The organism is Humibacter ginsenosidimutans (genome assembly GCF_007859675.1).
Taxonomy (GTDB): domain Bacteria; phylum Actinomycetota; class Actinomycetes; order Actinomycetales; family Microbacteriaceae; genus Humibacter; species Humibacter ginsenosidimutans.
This window is the reverse complement of sequence record NZ_CP042305.1, coordinates 1,421,579-1,436,954: the sequence shown is the minus strand read 5'-3', so window position 1 is coordinate 1,436,954 and position 15,376 is coordinate 1,421,579. Positions and strand designations below refer to the sequence as shown.

Annotated in this window: 13 protein-coding genes; 9 read left to right on the top strand and 4 right to left on the bottom strand. The window is 70.5% G+C overall.

Annotated elements, in window-relative coordinates; translation table 11 throughout:
* The first annotated feature begins 185 nt into the window (after window positions 1-185).
* The gene (locus FPZ11_RS06840; protein WP_246846573.1) at window positions 186-2,288 is read left to right on the top strand and encodes an anthranilate synthase family protein; all 2,103 of its coding nucleotides are present in this window, start codon (window positions 186-188) and stop codon (window positions 2,286-2,288) included.
* Between the two features lie 15 nt (window positions 2,289-2,303).
* Here FPZ11_RS06840 and FPZ11_RS06835 read toward each other — a convergent pair whose 3' ends face one another.
* Window positions 2,304-3,152, bottom strand: coding sequence for a helix-turn-helix transcriptional regulator (locus tag FPZ11_RS06835; RefSeq protein ID WP_146319487.1), 849 nt, complete (start codon window positions 3,150-3,152; stop codon window positions 2,304-2,306).
* Window positions 3,153-3,254: 102 nt separating this feature from the next.
* Here FPZ11_RS06835 and FPZ11_RS06830 point away from each other — a divergent pair, with 102 nt between their 5' ends.
* The 5 genes from FPZ11_RS06830 to FPZ11_RS06810 all read left to right on the top strand — a co-directional run bounded on the left by FPZ11_RS06830 (window position 3,255) and on the right by FPZ11_RS06810 (window position 8,391).
* Window positions 3,255-3,959: an SDR family NAD(P)-dependent oxidoreductase gene (locus FPZ11_RS06830; protein WP_146319485.1), complete on the top strand. Its 705-nt coding sequence runs from the start codon at window positions 3,255-3,257 to the stop codon at window positions 3,957-3,959.
* A 51-nt stretch (window positions 3,960-4,010) separates the two neighbouring features.
* Window positions 4,011-5,597 (top strand): methionine--tRNA ligase, encoded by a 1,587-nt coding sequence (gene metG / locus FPZ11_RS06825; RefSeq protein ID WP_146319482.1) that lies wholly within the window; start codon window positions 4,011-4,013, stop codon window positions 5,595-5,597.
* Between the two features lie 8 nt (window positions 5,598-5,605).
* Complete coding sequence (locus FPZ11_RS06820) at window positions 5,606-6,511, top strand: TatD family hydrolase (RefSeq protein WP_146319480.1); 906 nt, start codon at window positions 5,606-5,608, stop codon at window positions 6,509-6,511.
* A gap of 17 nt (window positions 6,512-6,528) precedes the next feature.
* Entirely contained in the window at window positions 6,529-7,383 is an 855-nt protein-coding gene (rsmA, locus tag FPZ11_RS06815; protein ID WP_246846572.1) for a 16S rRNA (adenine(1518)-N(6)/adenine(1519)-N(6))-dimethyltransferase RsmA, read from the top strand.
* Between the two features lie 66 nt (window positions 7,384-7,449).
* Window positions 7,450-8,391 (top strand): 4-(cytidine 5'-diphospho)-2-C-methyl-D-erythritol kinase, encoded by a 942-nt coding sequence (locus tag FPZ11_RS06810; protein WP_146319478.1) that lies wholly within the window; start codon window positions 7,450-7,452, stop codon window positions 8,389-8,391.
* A gap of 88 nt (window positions 8,392-8,479) precedes the next feature.
* Here the strand turns inward: FPZ11_RS06810 and FPZ11_RS06805 are convergent, their stop codons facing one another.
* Both FPZ11_RS06805 and FPZ11_RS06800 read right to left on the bottom strand, forming a co-directional pair.
* Window positions 8,480-9,460: a hypothetical protein gene (locus FPZ11_RS06805; RefSeq protein WP_246846571.1), complete on the bottom strand. Its 981-nt coding sequence runs from the start codon at window positions 9,458-9,460 to the stop codon at window positions 8,480-8,482.
* A gap of 3 nt (window positions 9,461-9,463) precedes the next feature.
* Window positions 9,464-9,961, bottom strand: a complete 498-nt coding sequence (locus FPZ11_RS06800; protein ID WP_146319476.1) for a hypothetical protein — start codon at window positions 9,959-9,961, stop codon at window positions 9,464-9,466.
* 112 nt (window positions 9,962-10,073) lie between these two features.
* Here FPZ11_RS06800 and FPZ11_RS06795 point away from each other — a divergent pair, with 112 nt between their 5' ends.
* From FPZ11_RS06795 to FPZ11_RS06785, 3 genes are all read left to right on the top strand, one after another.
* The gene (locus tag FPZ11_RS06795) at window positions 10,074-12,488 is read left to right on the top strand and encodes a tetratricopeptide repeat protein (protein ID WP_146319474.1); all 2,415 of its coding nucleotides are present in this window, start codon (window positions 10,074-10,076) and stop codon (window positions 12,486-12,488) included.
* Window positions 12,489-12,633: 145 nt separating this feature from the next.
* Entirely contained in the window at window positions 12,634-13,080 is a 447-nt protein-coding gene (locus FPZ11_RS06790) for a VOC family protein (protein ID WP_146319472.1), read from the top strand.
* The gene (locus tag FPZ11_RS06785; RefSeq protein ID WP_146319470.1) at window positions 13,077-13,292 is read left to right on the top strand and encodes a hypothetical protein; all 216 of its coding nucleotides are present in this window, start codon (window positions 13,077-13,079) and stop codon (window positions 13,290-13,292) included. The genes FPZ11_RS06790 and FPZ11_RS06785 overlap by 4 nt, the downstream gene beginning before the upstream one ends.
* Here the strand turns inward: FPZ11_RS06785 and FPZ11_RS06780 are convergent.
* Complete coding sequence (locus FPZ11_RS06780; RefSeq protein WP_146319468.1) at window positions 13,273-15,219, bottom strand: ABC-F family ATP-binding cassette domain-containing protein; 1,947 nt, start codon at window positions 15,217-15,219, stop codon at window positions 13,273-13,275. The two genes, FPZ11_RS06785 and FPZ11_RS06780, sit on opposite strands and share 20 nt — an antisense overlap.
* Between the last annotated feature and the right edge of the window lie 157 nt (window positions 15,220-15,376).

Sequence of the window (15,376 nt, the reverse complement as noted above, 5' to 3'; positions counted from 1 at the left end):
TTGTCCTGGTGACGCACGCGAGCACTCGTCGGCTAGGGTGTTGTCATGCGTTCGACCTTCCTCACGTGGTGGCCCGCCTGATCGGCGGACCGACGAACGCGCACCCACGCACACGACGACCGCCTTCCGGCGGTCGTTTCTCGTTTCTGCGGGAGTGACCTCGGCGGGCGGCAGACAGGACCGCCATGATGGACACCGTTCCGCTCCCATCGCACGCCCGGCATCCGCTGCCCGGACCCCCCGCAGAGCATCCGCAACGCACCCGACGCCCGCTTCTGGTCGAGCTGATCGCGGCGGCGGCCGCCGGTGGCCCGTGCCCTCCGTTCGCGCTCCTGCGCAGGGATGACGACGATCACCTCGACGTGCTCACCGGCGACGTCGTCGACGTCGACGTGCTCGGCGACATCCCGCTGCACAAGGCACCCGTGCTGGCCGTCGTGCCGTACCGGCAGATCATCGAGCGCGGTTTCGTCGCGCACGACGACGGCGCGCCGCTGCGATGCCTCGTGGCCACCCGGCGCGAGAAGGTGAGACACGAGGATGCCTTGGCGCAGCTTCCCGCGCACGCTCCCCGCACGACCTTCCACGGTCCCGACACCAGCGACGAGGAGTACGCCGAACACGTGCGCCGTGTCATCGACGAGGAGATCGGCCGCGGCGAGGGCGCCAATTTCGTGATCGGGCGCCGCTTCGAGGCGACGCTGCACGATGAGCCGGTGAGCGCGCTGCTGGCCTGGATGCGTGCGCTGCTGACGGGCGAGAGCGGCGCGTACTGGACGTTCGCGACGTACCTGCCTGCACCCGACGTGGCCGGAACCTCCACCGGGCAGGCCGCGCGCGACGTGGCTGCGCCCGGCGAGTCCACCGAACCCGTGATGCTGGTCGGCGCCACCCCGGAGCGCCATCTCACGCTGAAGAACGGCCACGCCGTGATGAACCCCATCAGCGGCACCTATCGACACGGCGCGGACGGCCCCACGCGGGACGGCCTGCTCGACTTCCTCGTCGACCCCAAGGAGACCGACGAGCTGTTCATGGTGGTCGACGAGGAGCTCAAGCTCATGAGCTCGCTCTGCCCGACCGGCGGGCGCATGGCCGGCCCGTTCCTCAAGCGCATGTCCCGTCTCACGCACACCGAATACCTGCTCGACGGACGCTCGAGCCTGGACCCGCGCGAGGCTCTGCGGCGCACCATGTTCGCGCCCACGGTGACAGGCTCGCCCATGGAGAACGCGTGCCGCGTCATCGCCCGGCACGAATCGCGACCGCGTGGCTACTACTCGGGTGTGCTCGCGCTGTTCGAGCCCGAGGGCGACGGGTGGTCGCTCGACGCCCCCATCCTCATCCGCACGGCGCGCATCCAGCCCGGTGGGCGCGTCGGGGTGACAGCGGGCGCCACGCTGGTGCGGCACTCCGACCCGGTCTCGGAGGCGGCGGAGACGCGCGCGAAGGCGGCGGGCATCCTCACCGCGCTCGGGCTGCAGGATGCCCCGGACCGGCCGACAGCATCCGCCGGCCACGACGGCACGGGCAGCACGCGGGTCGCGGAGCGCGCTGCCGTGCTCACCGTAGGCAATGACGGCGTTCCCGACCCGCAGATCGACGCGGCGCTGCAGCGTCGCAACCGCTCGCTGGCACCGTTCTGGATGCGCGAGCAGGCGCCGCAGACCGTGCCGGGGCTCGTCGGTGGGAGCGTGCTCGTCGTCGACAACGAGGACGGCTTCACGCAGATGCTCGCGCACCAGCTGCGGCACCTGGGCATGACGGTGCGCGTGCGCCCGTGTGCCGACGTCGACGACGTACTGAGCGACGACCTCGTCGTGTTCGGGCCCGGGCCCGGCGATCCGAGGCGGCCGAGTCGGCGCATCCGCCGGCTGCGTGCCCTGATGGTGGAGCGCATCCGAAGCCGTCGTCCGATGCTGGCGGTGTGCCTGAGCCACCAGGTGCTCGGGATGCTCGCGGGTCACGAGGTCGCGCCGCTCATCCAGCCGCGCCAGGGCGTTCAGCTGGCCGTCGACGTGTTCGGAGTGCCGGCGCGCGTCGGCTTCTACAACACGTTCGGCGTGCTGGCCGGCAGATCGATCGACCCCCGTCGGTGCGAGGTGTCGCTGGAGGAATCCTGCGACGCGAACGGCACGGTCATCGCGTTCAGAGGGCCGGGCGTCGCCTCCGTGCAGGCGCACCTCGAGTCGGTTCTCTCACCCGACGGCGAGCGGATGCTCCGCGGGCTCGTCGAGCACGCGCTCACCACGTCGCCCGCCGCCGTCGCTTCGACTCCGGTGGCGTGACGGTGAGCTTTCCGGTCAGCCCACCACGCTCTGCGTGCCGAGCACGATGGCCAGCGCGAGCTTGTCGGCATCCTCGGTTCCGGGCTCCGCGGTGTAGACGGTGATGAGCAGGTCGTCGCGCGCCACCGTGAGGTTGTCGCAGTCCAGCGTGATGCGGCCGACGGCGGGATGATCGATCACCTTGCGGCGCGTGCGGTCGGCGGTGTCGACGATGTCGGCGGCGTCCCACAGCTCGCGGAATCGGGGACTCGCGGCCGCCAGCTCACCGATCAGCCTCGTCAGACGGGCGTCGGCGGGATAGCGGCTGGCGGTGAGACGCAGCTCGGCGACCAGGCTGCGCTCGAAGGCGTCCCGCTCGGCCGGGGTGTGCACGGCGCGTGTGCCTGGACCCACCAGGTTGCGCCACACGCCGTTGCGCTCGTTGCCGGTCCAGGCGGAGGTGTCGCCCATCAGCGCGTCGTACGGTGCGTTCGCCGTGACGAAGTTGAAGGCGGCGTCCTGCACGATGACGGGCGTGTGCTCCAGACGGTCGAGGAGCCGCTGCACGCTGGGCGCGACCCGCGTCGGCACCATGCCGGGACCGGGCGCGACGAGACCGGCGAGCTGGAACAGCACGTCGCGTTCGGCATCGGAGAGCCGCAGCGCCCTCGCGAGGGCCTCGACGACCTGCAGGGACGGAGCGGATGCCCGGCCCTGCTCGAGCCGCGTCAGATAGTCCATCGAGATGCCGGCGAGTCCGGCCAGCTCCTCGCGCCTCAGCCCGGCGGCGCGTCGGCGCTGCCCCGCGGGGAGACCGACTGCGGCCGGTGTGGCGCGGTCGCGCCATGTGCGCACCGCGCCACCGAAGGTCCAGACATCCTCCACCCCTCCAGTCTGCGCCGGATGAGCGTGCGCATCCTGGCCCCGGCATTCCCACGATAAGCAGGCGACTGCCTGATCGGGAGATCGCGGCGCACGTTGGAGGGCATGACAACGACACTCATCACCGGGGCCAACAAGGGACTCGGAAAGGCAACCGCCCAACGGCTGATCGCCGCCGGGCACACGGTCTACGTCGGTGCGCGCGACGAAGGCGCCGGCCGCGCGGCGGCCGACGAACTCGGCGCGCGCTTCGTGCGCCTCGACGTCACCGACGACGAGTCCGTCGCCGCCGCACTGAAGATCATCGGGGCGCAGGGCGGTCTCGACGTGCTCGTCAACAACGCCGGAATCGCCCGGCGTGAGGGCATGGGCGAAGCGCTCGACGGGCCCAGCGTGCTGGAGGTCTTCGACACGAACGCGGTGGGCATCATCCGCGTCACCGAGGCGGCACTGCCGCTGTTGCGCAAGTCGGCCAACCCCGTGGTCGTCAACGTGTCGAGCGCGCTGGGCTCGTTCTGGGCGACGCACGAGCCGAGTCGCCCCGCGTTCGCCTTTCCCTCGATCGTGTACGGGTCGAGCAAGGCGGCTGTCTCCATGATCACCGTGCAGTACGCGAAGGCCGTGCCCGAGGTGAAGTTCAACGCGGTCGAGCCGGGCATCACGGCCACGAGCCTCGGCGGCGGGGAACCCGGCAGCCACCCCGGCCGTCCCGCGCGGGAGAGCGCCGAGGTCGTCGCCCGAATGGCGATGATCGGAGCGGATGGCCCGACCGGCACATTCCAGGAGGATGCCGGCGAACTGGGCTGGTGAGCACCTGTAACACGGCCGGGCGCCCACCCCGCTCCATTTAGGATGGAACGCATGTCCGACGGCTCCTCCTTCTACATCACCACGCCCATTTTCTACGTGAATGATGTGCCGCACATCGGGCACGCCTACACCGAGGTGGCCGCCGATGTGCTCGCCCGCTGGCACCGCCAGGCGGGCGACGACACCTGGCTGCTCACGGGCACCGACGAGCACGGGCAGAAGATCCTGCGCACGGCGACGGCGAACGGACTGGAGCCGCGCGAGTGGGCCGACCGGCTCGTGGCATCCGCGTGGAAGCCGCTGCTGAACACCGTGGACATCGCCAACGACGACTTCATCCGCACCACCGACGAGCGCCACGAGGTGGCCGTCACGCGGTTCCTGCAGAAGCTGCACGACGACGGACACATCTACGCCGGCGAGTACGAGGGCTACTACTGCGTGGGCTGTGAGGAGTACAAGCAGCGCGACGAGCTCGACCAGCCGCTCAGCGGCGAGTACGAGGGTCAGCTGGTCTGCAAGATCCACTCGCGGCCCATCGAGATCCTCAAGGAGAAGAACTACTTCTTCCGCATGAGCGCGTTCGAGCAGCAGCTGCTCGACCTCTACGAGTCGCAGCCCGACTTCGTGCAGCCCGAGAGCGTGCGCAACGAGATCGTGCAGTTCGTGCGCCAGGGCCTCAGCGACCTCTCCATCTCGCGCTCCAGCTTCGACTGGGGCATCAAGGTGCCGTGGGATGAGACGCACGTGGTCTACGTGTGGTTCGACGCGCTGCTCAACTACACCACCGCTGTCGGCTACGGCGACGACCCCGAGCTGTTCGCCCGCCGCTGGCCCGCTTACCATCTGGTCGGCAAGGACATCGCGCGCTTCCACGCGGTCATCTGGCCGGCGATGCTCATGGCCGCCGGCCTCGAGGTGCCGCACAAGGTCTTCGGCCACGGCTGGCTGCTCGTGGGCGGCGAGAAGATGAGCAAGTCGAAGCTCACCGGCATCGCGCCGTCGCAGATCACCGACACGTTCGGCTCCGACGCCTTCCGCTACTACTTCATGCGCGCCATCAGCTTCGGGCAAGACGGATCGTTCAGCTGGGAAGACCTCTCGGCCCGCTACCAAGCGGAGCTCGCGAACGGCTTCGGCAACCTCGCCTCGCGCGTGATCGCCATGCTGCAGCGCTACTTCGACGGCGCGGTTCCGCAGGCGGGGGAGCCGACCGAGTCCGACGTGCGCGTGCAGAAGACGGTGGCGGATGCCGCGGCGAACGCCGACGCCGCTATCGAGCGTTTCGCCATCCACGAGGCGCTCGCAGCGGTGTGGACGATCGTCGATGAGCTCAACGGCTACATCACCGAGCAGGAGCCGTGGGCGCTCGCCAAAGACGAGGCGAACCGTGAGCGTCTGCAGACCGTGCTCTACACGGCGGCGGAGGGCCTCCGTGCGCTCGCCGTGCTGCTGTCGCCCGTCACACCGCAGGCGACGGCGAAGCTGTGGGATGCCCTCGGCGTCGAGCAGACGCTCGGAGCGCTCACCGCGCAGCCGCTTCGCGACGCGGGGCGGTGGGGGCAGCTGGCTGCGGGCATCCGGGTGTCGCCGCTCGAGGCGCTCTTCCCGCGCATCGACCAGGTCGCGGTCGCGTAGCGAGCAGCATGCCCAGCGACCCGACCTATCCGCCGCTGCCGACACCGCTCACGGTGCCGGTGTACGACAACCACACCCACATCGACCCGTCGGCGCGGCCTGGCCGCATCGAGGACGGTCTCGCGCTCGAGTACCGGGAACAGCTCGACAGGGCGTCGTCGGTGGGCGTGCGCGGCATCGTGCAGGTCGGCACCGACGTTCAGTCGTCGATCTGGGCGGCGGAGACGGCCGCGATCGAGCCGCGCATGCTCGCGGCCGTGGCCATCCACCCGAACGATGCGCCCGAACTGGAAGCCGCTGCCGCCCTCGATGACGCCCTCGCCGTCATCGACGGGCTCGCCTCCCGCCCGCGGGTGCGTGCCATCGGCGAGACGGGGCTCGACTTCTTCCGCACGGATGCCGCCGGCCGCGGCGCGCAGTTCCGCTCGTTCGAGGCGCACATCGACATGGCCAAGCGGCACGGCCTCGCGCTGCAGATCCACGACCGCGACGCGCACGACGACGTGATCGCCACCCTGCAGCGCGTGGGCGCCCCGGAGAAGGTGGTGTTCCACTGCTTCTCCGGCGGCCCCGACCTGGCACGGGTGTGCGCCGACAACGGCTGGTACATGTCGTTCGCGGGCACCGTCACGTTCAAGAACGCGCAGAACCTGCGCGACGCGCTCGAGCTCGCGCCGCGCGCGCTGCTGCTGGTGGAGACGGACGCGCCTTACCTCACGCCCACGCCGTACCGCGGCCGGCCGAACGCGCCCTACCTCATTCCGCACACGCTGCGCACCATGGCCGAGGTGATCGGTACCGACGCCTCGGTGCTCGCCGCGCAGATCGCCTCGAACACCGAGCTCGTCTACGGCAGGTGGGACGACGAGCCGGTCGCCGCGCCGCCCACCACGCCCATCGGCATCATCGCCTGAACGCCAGGAGGCGCGTCGTGCAGCTACTCGGTCCAGCAGAGATCCGCGACCTCGCGGAGCTCCTCGACGTCACCCCGACCAAGAAGCTCGGCCAGAACTTCGTCATCGACGCCAACACGGTGCGTCGCATCGTGCGGGTGGCCGAGGTCGCCGCCGGCGACGTCGTGCTGGAGATCGGGCCGGGGCTGGGATCGCTGACACTGGGGCTGCTGGAGGCGAAGGCATCCGTGGTCGCCGTCGAGATCGACGGACGGCTCGCCGCGCAACTGCCCGCCACCGTCGAGCACCAGGCGCCGGAGGCGGCCGACCGCCTGACCGTCGTGCATCAGGATGCCCTCACCGTCGAGACCCTGCCCGCCGATCCGGTGCGGCTCGTGGCGAACCTGCCGTACAACGTCTCGGTGCCCGTGCTGCTGCACCTGCTGCAGCGCCTGCCTGGCCTGGAGTCCGGCGTCGTCATGGTGCAGGCCGAGGTCGGGCACCGGCTCGCCGCCGGTCCCGGCTCGAAGGTGTACGGATCGCCCAGTGTGAAGGCGGCCTGGTACGGAACCTGGCGCACCGCCGGCCAGGTCTCCCGTCAGGTGTTCTGGCCGGTGCCCAACGTCGACTCGGTGCTCGTCGCGTTCCAACGGCACGAGCAGCCGGGCGACGAGGAACTGCGTCGCCGCGTCTTCCGGGTCGTGGATGCCGCGTTCGGCCAGCGCCGCAAGATGCTTCGTCAGTCACTGTCTGGCGTGTTCGGCGACTCGGCTGCGGCATCCGCGGCTCTCGAGGCGGCCGGTCTCCCCGCCACCGCGCGCGGCGAAGAACTGACGGTGCAGCAGTTCGCCGCACTCGGCAGACTGACCCCGGCCGTGTCGACCGTGGGTTGAGGAGTACACGGCGAAGCCGTGCACGTCTCGAAACCCCGCTCTCTGCAACCACGTAGGTTGGTAGTCATGACCTCCACGAGCCAGGGCCTGCCCGTGCATGCCCGCGCACCCGGAAAGGTGAACCTCTACCTCGGCGTGGGCGCGGTCGGTGACGACGGTTATCACGAGGTGGCCAGCGTCTACCAGGCCGTGTCGCTCTACGAGGACGTGCGCGTCTGGCGATCGTCGGAGTTCTCGCTGAGCTTCAGCGGCCCGATCGACTGCTCGGCGTTGCCGACCGACGACCGCAACCTGGCGGTGCGCGCCGCCCGGCTCGTGGCCACGGCGGGCGGGGTCGACGATGGCGTGCGCATCGAGATCGAGAAGAGCGTTCCGATCGCGGGCGGCATGGGAGGCGGGTCGGCGGACGCCGCAGCCACGCTCGTCGCGTGCGACGCGCTCTGGAACACCGGTCTCACCCGCGAGCAGCTGCACGGGCTCGCCGCAGAGCTCGGCGCCGACGTGCCGTTCGCCCTCGCCGGCGGCACGGCGATCGGGCTCGGGCGCGGTGACGAGCTGAGTCCCGTGCTCACGCAGGGTCGCTTCGACTGGGTGCTCGTGCTGCCGCGCGGGGAGCTGTCGACGCCAGCCGTCTATCGCGAGCTCGACACCCATCGCGAGCGCCACGCGGGGGATCTCGGGCCGGTGGTGGAGCATCCCTCGGTCAGCACGGAGCTGCTGCAGGCGTTGCGTGCCGGCGATCCTGAGCTGCTCGCCGAGAGCCTCGCGAACGACCTGCAGGCGCCCGCCATCCATCTCTCCGACGAGCTCTCCGACGTGCTCGAGCTGGGGGAGCGCGCCGGCGCGCTCGCCGGTCTGGTCTCGGGCTCGGGACCGACGGTGGCCTTCCTCGCCGAAGACCGGGAGTCGGCGATCGACCTGCAGATCGCGTTGAGTGCGGCACAGCTACGCGCGGTGCGAGTCTCCGCGCCGGTGCACGGCGCGAGGGTGCTGCAGCTCGACGGTTGATTCCCCGTGAAGCGCTGACGCATCATTCCGCTGATCGAGGAGCGCCGCCGGAGGCGATGCGTCTCGAAACCACGCCCCCGCGTGATGGTCAGAGCAGGTTGGCGAGCGCGATGCCGATCGCCAGCGGAACGAACGGAACCGCGATGCCGAGCACGACGGGCATGACGCGACCGCGCGTGGGCAACGAGCGTGCCTGCTCCGACAGGGTGTCGCCTGCACGCCGCGGTGCAAGCGGCGGCAAGGGCGGCGCGTTCTCGTCGCGGTAGAGCCTGGTTCGGCGTCCGAACCGTTCGTGCAGCACGTCGATCGTGGTGATGAACCGTTCGAGTCGACCGGGCGCCGTCAGGTTCTCCGGTGCGAGGTAGACGTGCAGCGTGCGGTCGACGATCTCCATGTCGAGGTCGGACGCCGAATCGAGCAGGATCGCCATGAGATCGGGCGTGAGCAGGTAGAGGGCATCGCGTTCGTACCCGGCGGGCACCGACACCTGGAAGACGTCGCTGAAGTTTCCCTCCAGCCGCAGCTCAGAGCCTCTCCGCGGTTTGCGGGGCAGCACCGTCAGCGCGCCGCCGCCCGAGCGGGAGCGCACGACGAGGCGGGGCGCCTCGGCCAGCAGCGGGATGCGCACCGCTCGCGTCGTGTGCGTCAGCGCGCCGTCCCCGTCGCCCACGGTGAACGTGCGCACGGCCGAATCGAACGGGAGGGCGGTGCCGCGGGCATCCAGATACTGGGTCGAGCGGCGTCGCTTGCGGGGGATCTGCTCGTCGATCGAGCCGCCCCAGAGGCGGTCGCTGACATCGGGCGTGTACGACCAGCCGAGCTCGCGCACGGTCGCCAGCAGAGCGGCCTGGGCCGCGGCGGAGCGCTGCGCGACGATCGCGATGTATGCCGTGAGCGCGGCTCCGGCGAGGAGCACAGCGATCTGCGCGAGCAGAAGGGCCGCACCGGTGAGCCCCAGGCCGAGGGGGAGCACGATGAAGGCGACCGCGGCCGCGACGACGAGGTATCCGGCGCCGGCGACCACGATCGCAGCCCCACCTCCTCCGAGAGGAGAGCCTGTGGCCGTCATTCGTCAGGGGTTGTAGACGATGGCGATGTTGAGGGTGCCGTTCGCGCGCACCCAGGCCAGCCAGTGCGGCTCGCCGTCGCCGGTCAGGCGCTGGATCGGGATGACGTAGAGGCCCTCGTCGACACGGGACAGGTTGCGGAACTCGGGCTTCTTCGAGATCCAGCTCGTGCCGCCGCCGTCCCACGGCTCGATCTCCGAATAGACATAACCGTGCGCGCGCAGATTGGCCCCATCGGCGAGGTGGCCGGCCGCCGGCACGAGCTGTGCCGCGACGTCGGCGGGCACCGGTCCGTCGAGCCGGAACGCCGCCACGTCGTAGACGTTGGAGTCGCCGTAGTCGCGCGTGGTGAGAATCGACAGCTCCGTGACGCCGCGGTCGGTGGTGGAGGTCCACAGCGCGTGCGAGCTCTTGGCCCGCTTGTTCATCATGAAGCCGCCGAAGTGCTTCTTCTGATACGCGAAGTCGTCGAGCCTCGCTGCGATCTCTTCTCGGGTCGTCATCGGTGCGTCTGTCCTTTCATGACAGGGAAGGGTCATCGGAGCATAGGAAGGCGCCGGGTGCCGTCGTCAGGCGTTCGAACGATCCCGAACGGCGTGCCGATATGCTGACGGCGTGGCAGTTCGTGAGACCGCGCCCGGCGCTCCGCACGAACCGAGCAGTCTCGACGAGCTGAGCATTCGACTCGGCGAGCTTCGCGCCGCAGCGGGATCCCCGTCATACGCGGAGATCGCTCGACGCGTCGGCGAGCTGCGGAGTGGCGATGATCCGGCCAAGGTGACCGTCTACGACTGCTTCCGCGCGGGCCGCCGCCGGCTCGACGACGCGCTGGTCAGGGACATCGCTCTGGCTCTGGGCCTTCCGCAGAACGCCGCTGCCGCACTCGGCGAGCGGACTCGCGAGCTCAACGGCGATCGCATGGCCGTGCACGTCGACGTGCAGGTGGGGCGACGGGATGCCGAGGGTGTGGTCGGGCGCGATCGGCTGGTGGCGGGCATCCCGAACGCGCCGATCGTCATTCTCACGGGGCTGCCCGGGGTGGGAACGAGCTCGGTGGCGTCGCTGCTGTCGTCGCCTCAGGCGATCACCGTGCAGCTCCGCGGGTCGGAGCCCGGCCAACGGCCGGCCGACCCGGTAGAGGTGCTGCGCCGTGTGCTCGGTGCGCTGGGTCACCGCTCGATGCCTTACGACCTGGCGCGACTGCGCGAACGGGTGGCGGCCGAGGTCGGCGAGCGCACGATCGTGCTCGAAGACGCCGCCGACCCGGCGGCCGTCGCCGCGCTCGTGCTGCCGGGGGTGCGCTACGTGATCACGGCCAGAACCCCGCTGTCCGGCCTCGAGAACCAGCAGGGCGTCGCCGGCATTCCGCTGCACAGAACCGTGGTGCCTCCGCTCGGCGACGACGACTCGGCGGCCCTGCTCGGCAGGCTGCTGGATGCCTCGCCCGACGACCCGGCGCTGCTCCGGCTCGTGCGCGTCTCCGGCGGTCTTCCGCTCGACCTGGTCATGCTCGCTGCGACAGCGGCGCGCAGCCCGGACTGGACGCTCGCCGACCTCGCCGAGCGCTTCGAGTGGGAACCGGCCTCGGCGCGCATGCGGCCGGCGCTGGAGACCGCCCTCGCCACTCTGCTGCCCGAGGACGCCGAGGTGCTGCGCTTGGCGGCGCTGATCGATCGCGAGTTCGACAGTGCTGTGCTGGGGGCCATGACGCCGCGCGCCGACGCCGCCCTGGCACGGCTGGCCGAGCGGCACCTCGTGACGCTCGACGGCGCACACGTGCGCATGCACGCGACGGTGTTCGCGTTTCTACGGGAGGAGGCGCAGGCATCCTTCCCCGCGTCGGCTCGCCGCGCGGCGGTGGAGCGGGCGTCGGATGCCGTGCTCGCGGCGATCGAGAGCGACCCCGACTATGCGGCCACGGACTACGCGACGGTGTTCGGCGTCGCATCGGCCGCGCTGGAGGGCGGCAGCGAACGCACGGTGGAGCGGCTGGCGCTGGCCGCGCACCCTGCGCTGGCCCAGTGGTCGATGTGGGCCGCGGCGTTCCGGCTGCACGAGCTCGCCTCGCGCGTGTCGGCGCTCGAGTCCGCGCCCGAGGTGGCGCTCAACGTCGCGGTCTGCGCCGAGAAGCTGGGGCGCTATGACGAGGCGCTGATGATCCTCCACCGGGTGCGCCGTGTCGCCACCGGTGTCGCGCTCGCTCGCACGTGGAACCAGCTCGGCAGCGTACAACGACGCATGAGCCGATTCGACGACGCGATGCGGGCGTACCGCCAGGCGGCGGCCATCGCCCACGCCGAGGGCGATCTGCAGGTGGAGGGCAGGGCGCGCGGCAACCACGCCGACACCCTGCGCATCGTGGCGCGCTACGCGGAGGCGGGGCGCGGGTACGCGCGTGCGCTGTCGATCGCCGAGCAGATCGACGACACCCTCAACGTGAGCATCGTGCGCACCAATCGCGTTCTGCTGCACATCTCGCTCGGCCGGTTCGACGATGCCGAAGACGAACTGGCCTGGCTTCTGGCGCACGCCGGCGAGCGCCCGGTGCCGCACGTGCACGCCGTGCTCACGAGCGTCGCCGAGGCGGCAGGCGACCTGGAGACGGCCAGGCGACGCATGGCGATCGCCGAGCTGGCGGCATCCGAGGCGGGCGAGTACTCGGCAACGACGGAGCTGGCCCTGCTGTCGGCTCGGCTGCGGGCGGCAGACGGCGACATCACGGGAGCCGTGAGCGCGGCCGAAGCCGTTCTGCGGGAGGGCATGCGCGCCGGATCGCCGCTGCTGGAGACCGACGCGGGCAACACCCTGGCGGAGCTGCTGCTTGCGGCGGGGGATGCCGAAGGTGCCGTGCGCCGCGCCGCCGCAGCAGAAGAGGTGGCGGAGGCGACCGGCGATCTGGCCGAGATCGCACGCGGACGAGCGGTGCGCGCGGGAGCGGCGCAGCTGCGGGGGGATGCTCAAGAGGCTGCCGCCCTGTGGGAATCCTCGCGCGAGCTCTATCGCCGCATCGGGCACCGTCTCGGTCGCTGAGGCGCTCTCGGCAGCCGGTCACGCATCGGCGCCACGCAGCTGACTGCTCGCCATCGAGCTGATTCGCGTCACCTGCTTGACGAGTTACTTTTCGTCTGCCAAAGTAATAACCAGTCAAACAGGTTATTCAGACAGGAGACAGCACATGGACCTCAAGCTCGAGATCGTCGTTCTTCCGGTGGCCGACGCGGATCGCGCCAAGGCGTTCTACGAGGGGCTCGGCTTTCGGCTCGACGCCGACTTCAGCACTCCGCGCGGGCTGCGCGTCGTGCAGGTGACCCCTCCGGGTTCCGCGGCATCGCTCATCTTCGGCGAGAACCTCACCTCGGCGGAGCCGGGGTCGGTGCAGGGCATCCACCTCATCACCGCGAATCTCGAGCAGACGCGCGCCGAGCTCATCGCCGGCGGCGCCGACGTGAGCGAGATCTGGCACGACCAGGACGGCGTCTTCCACTGGGCGGGAACGGCCAACCGCGTCGCTGGCCCGAACACGGAGCACAACAGCTACGCGTCGTTCGCGTCGTTCGACGATCCCGACGGCAACGGCTTCGTGCTGCAGCAGATCGTCGACCGCCTCCCGGGGCGCGCATGAGCGCCGAAACGGCATGGGACGACCGCGCGCAGCGCGATGCCGATGTCGAACTGATGCGCGAGCTGCTCGAGCAGACGGCCGAGGCGCACGGTCGATACGAGAAGGCCGAGCTCGGCGGCGTCTACGACGAACAGTGGCCCGCGTGGTACGCGGCCGACCTCGTGCGCCGGCTGCGGGAGCGCGGCGTCGAGCTCAACCGATCAGCTCGGTGAGCTCGAACCAGCGCTCTTCGAGGGCGGATGCCTCGAGCTGGAGCGAGCCGATGGCATCCGTCTTCGTCAGCAGGCCCTCGTAGTCGCCCTGGTCGTGCTCGGCGAGCGCGGTCTGCTCGGTGTCGATGCGCTCGGTGAGCTTGGCGATGCGCCGCTCGATCGATGCGACCTCCTTCTGCGCGTCGCGGAGCGCGGCGCCCTGCAGGCCGGCGGCGCCGCTCGCCGATGCAGAGTCGCTGCCTGAGTCGGCACCGCCGGCCGAGCCGCCACCGCTGGTCGAGCCCGTCGAAACCAGCCCCGAGCCCGAACCGCCGCCATCGTTCTTCCGGCCGGCATCCCGCTGCTCCTGCAGCGTCCGCAGCTTCAGATACTCGTCGACCCCGCCCGGCAAGTGCCGCAGCCGACTGTCGAGAATCGCGTACTGCTGATCTGTGACGCGCTCGATGAAGTACCTGTCGTGCGAGACGACGATGAGCGTGCCGGGCCAGGAGTCGAGCAGGTCCTCCATCGCCGCGAGCATGTCGGTGTCGAGGTCGTTCGTCGGCTCGTCGAGGATGAGCACGTTCGGCTGGTCGAGCAAGATGAGCAGCAACTGCAGCCGCCGCTTCTGGCCGCCGGAGAGATCTTTGACCGGTGTCGACAGCTGCGCGCTGGAGAATCCGAGCCGTTCCAGCATCTGGCCGGGCGTGAGCTCCTGCGCCTTTGACCCGCTGCCGAGCGTGTAGGTGGTGCGCAGCCGTGCGAGCACGACGCGCACCGGGTCGCCGAGGTGCTGCTCGAGCTCGTCGAGGCGCTGCGTGAGCGAGGCGACCTTGACGGTCTTGCCGCGTTTCACGCGTCCGTCCGTCGGCTGCACCGTGCCTGCGACCAGGCCGAGAAGCGTCGACTTGCCCGCGCCGTTCACGCCGAGGATGCCCGTGCGCTCGCCCGGCGCGATGCGCCACTCCACGTCGCGCAGCACCGTCTTCCGCTCGGCGTCCGCCCTGGCATCGTCGCTCGCGCTGTCGCCACCGCTGAGGCCGTCGCCGGCCTCCACCGGATACGACACCGACGCATCCACCAGGTCGACCACCTCTTTGCCGAGGCGCGAGACCGCGAGCGCTTTCAGCGACACCGAGTCGCGAATGGGCGGCACATCCTCGATGAGCGCGTTGGCGGCGTCGATGCGGAATTTCGGCTTCGAGGTACGGGCGGGCGCGCCGCGGCGCAGCCACGCGAGCTCCTTGCGCGCCAGGTTCTGGCGCTTGGCCTCGGTGGCCGCGGCCATCCTGTCCCGCTCCACGCGCTGCAGGATGTAGGCGGCGTAGCCGCCGTCGAACGGCTCGACGACGCGGTCGTGCACCTCCCAGGTGGCCGTGCAGATCTCGTCGAGGAACCACCTGTCGTGTGTGACCACGAGCAGCCCGCCGGAGTTCGTCGACCACCGGCGCTTCAGGTGCTGCGCGAGCCAGGTGATGGCCTCCACGTCGAGGTGGTTGGTGGGCTCGTCGAGGGCGAGCACGTCCCAGTCGCCGGCGAGCAGCGCGGCGAGCGCGACGCGACGGCGCTGTCCTCCGCTGAGCGAGCCGATGCGCGCCTCCCACGGGATGTCGCCGAGCAGCCCGGCGATCACGTCGCGCACGCGCGCATCTCCGGCCCATTCGTGCTCGGCGGTGTCGCCGACCACCACCTGCGCCACCGTGTGGTCGTCGTCGAGCATGTCCTCCTGGTCGAGCACCCCGATGCGGATGCCGCCGCGCACGGTGACGCGGCCGCTGTCGGGCATCCTCCTCCCCGCCAGCATCGCGAGCAGGCTGGACTTGCCGTCGCCGTTGCGGCCCACGATGCCGATGCGGTCGCCCTCGTTCACGCCGAGCGAGACGGAGTCGAAGACGACTTTGGTGGGGTATTCGAGATGCAGGGCTTCGGCCCCGAGAAGATGCGCCATGTCGCGTTAAAGCGTAGGGGACCGGCCTTCACGTCGGCGCTCCGCGGACTCCTCGTCCCCAGGCTCTCCCGACGGCGCCTGGTCACAGGCGGTCCTTCGCGCGATCGGGTCCCGGATCGCCCACGATACGGTCGCTGACAACGCGCGTATCACCGGG

Bases quoted from the DNA above. Each gene is read 5' to 3' on its own strand.
- FPZ11_RS06805 (WP_246846571.1), bottom strand. From the start codon at position 9,460: ATGACGGCCACAGGCTCTCCTCTCGGAGGAGGTGGGGCTGCGATCGTG.
- FPZ11_RS06810 (WP_146319478.1), top strand. From the start codon at position 7,450: ATGACCTCCACGAGCCAGGGCCTGCCCGTGCATGCCCGCGCACCCGGA.
- FPZ11_RS06800 (WP_146319476.1), bottom strand. From the start codon at position 9,961: ATGACGACCCGAGAAGAGATCGCAGCGAGGCTCGACGACTTCGCGTAT.
- FPZ11_RS06820 (WP_146319480.1), top strand. From the start codon at position 5,606: ATGCCCAGCGACCCGACCTATCCGCCGCTGCCGACACCGCTCACGGTG.
- metG (WP_146319482.1), top strand. From the start codon at position 4,011: ATGTCCGACGGCTCCTCCTTCTACATCACCACGCCCATTTTCTACGTG.
- FPZ11_RS06830 (WP_146319485.1), top strand. From the start codon at position 3,255: ATGACAACGACACTCATCACCGGGGCCAACAAGGGACTCGGAAAGGCA.
- FPZ11_RS06840 (WP_246846573.1), top strand. From the start codon at position 186: ATGATGGACACCGTTCCGCTCCCATCGCACGCCCGGCATCCGCTGCCC.
- FPZ11_RS06780 (WP_146319468.1), bottom strand. From the start codon at position 15,219: ATGGCGCATCTTCTCGGGGCCGAAGCCCTGCATCTCGAATACCCCACC.
- FPZ11_RS06785 (WP_146319470.1), top strand. From the start codon at position 13,077: ATGAGCGCCGAAACGGCATGGGACGACCGCGCGCAGCGCGATGCCGAT.
- FPZ11_RS06790 (WP_146319472.1), top strand. From the start codon at position 12,634: ATGGACCTCAAGCTCGAGATCGTCGTTCTTCCGGTGGCCGACGCGGAT.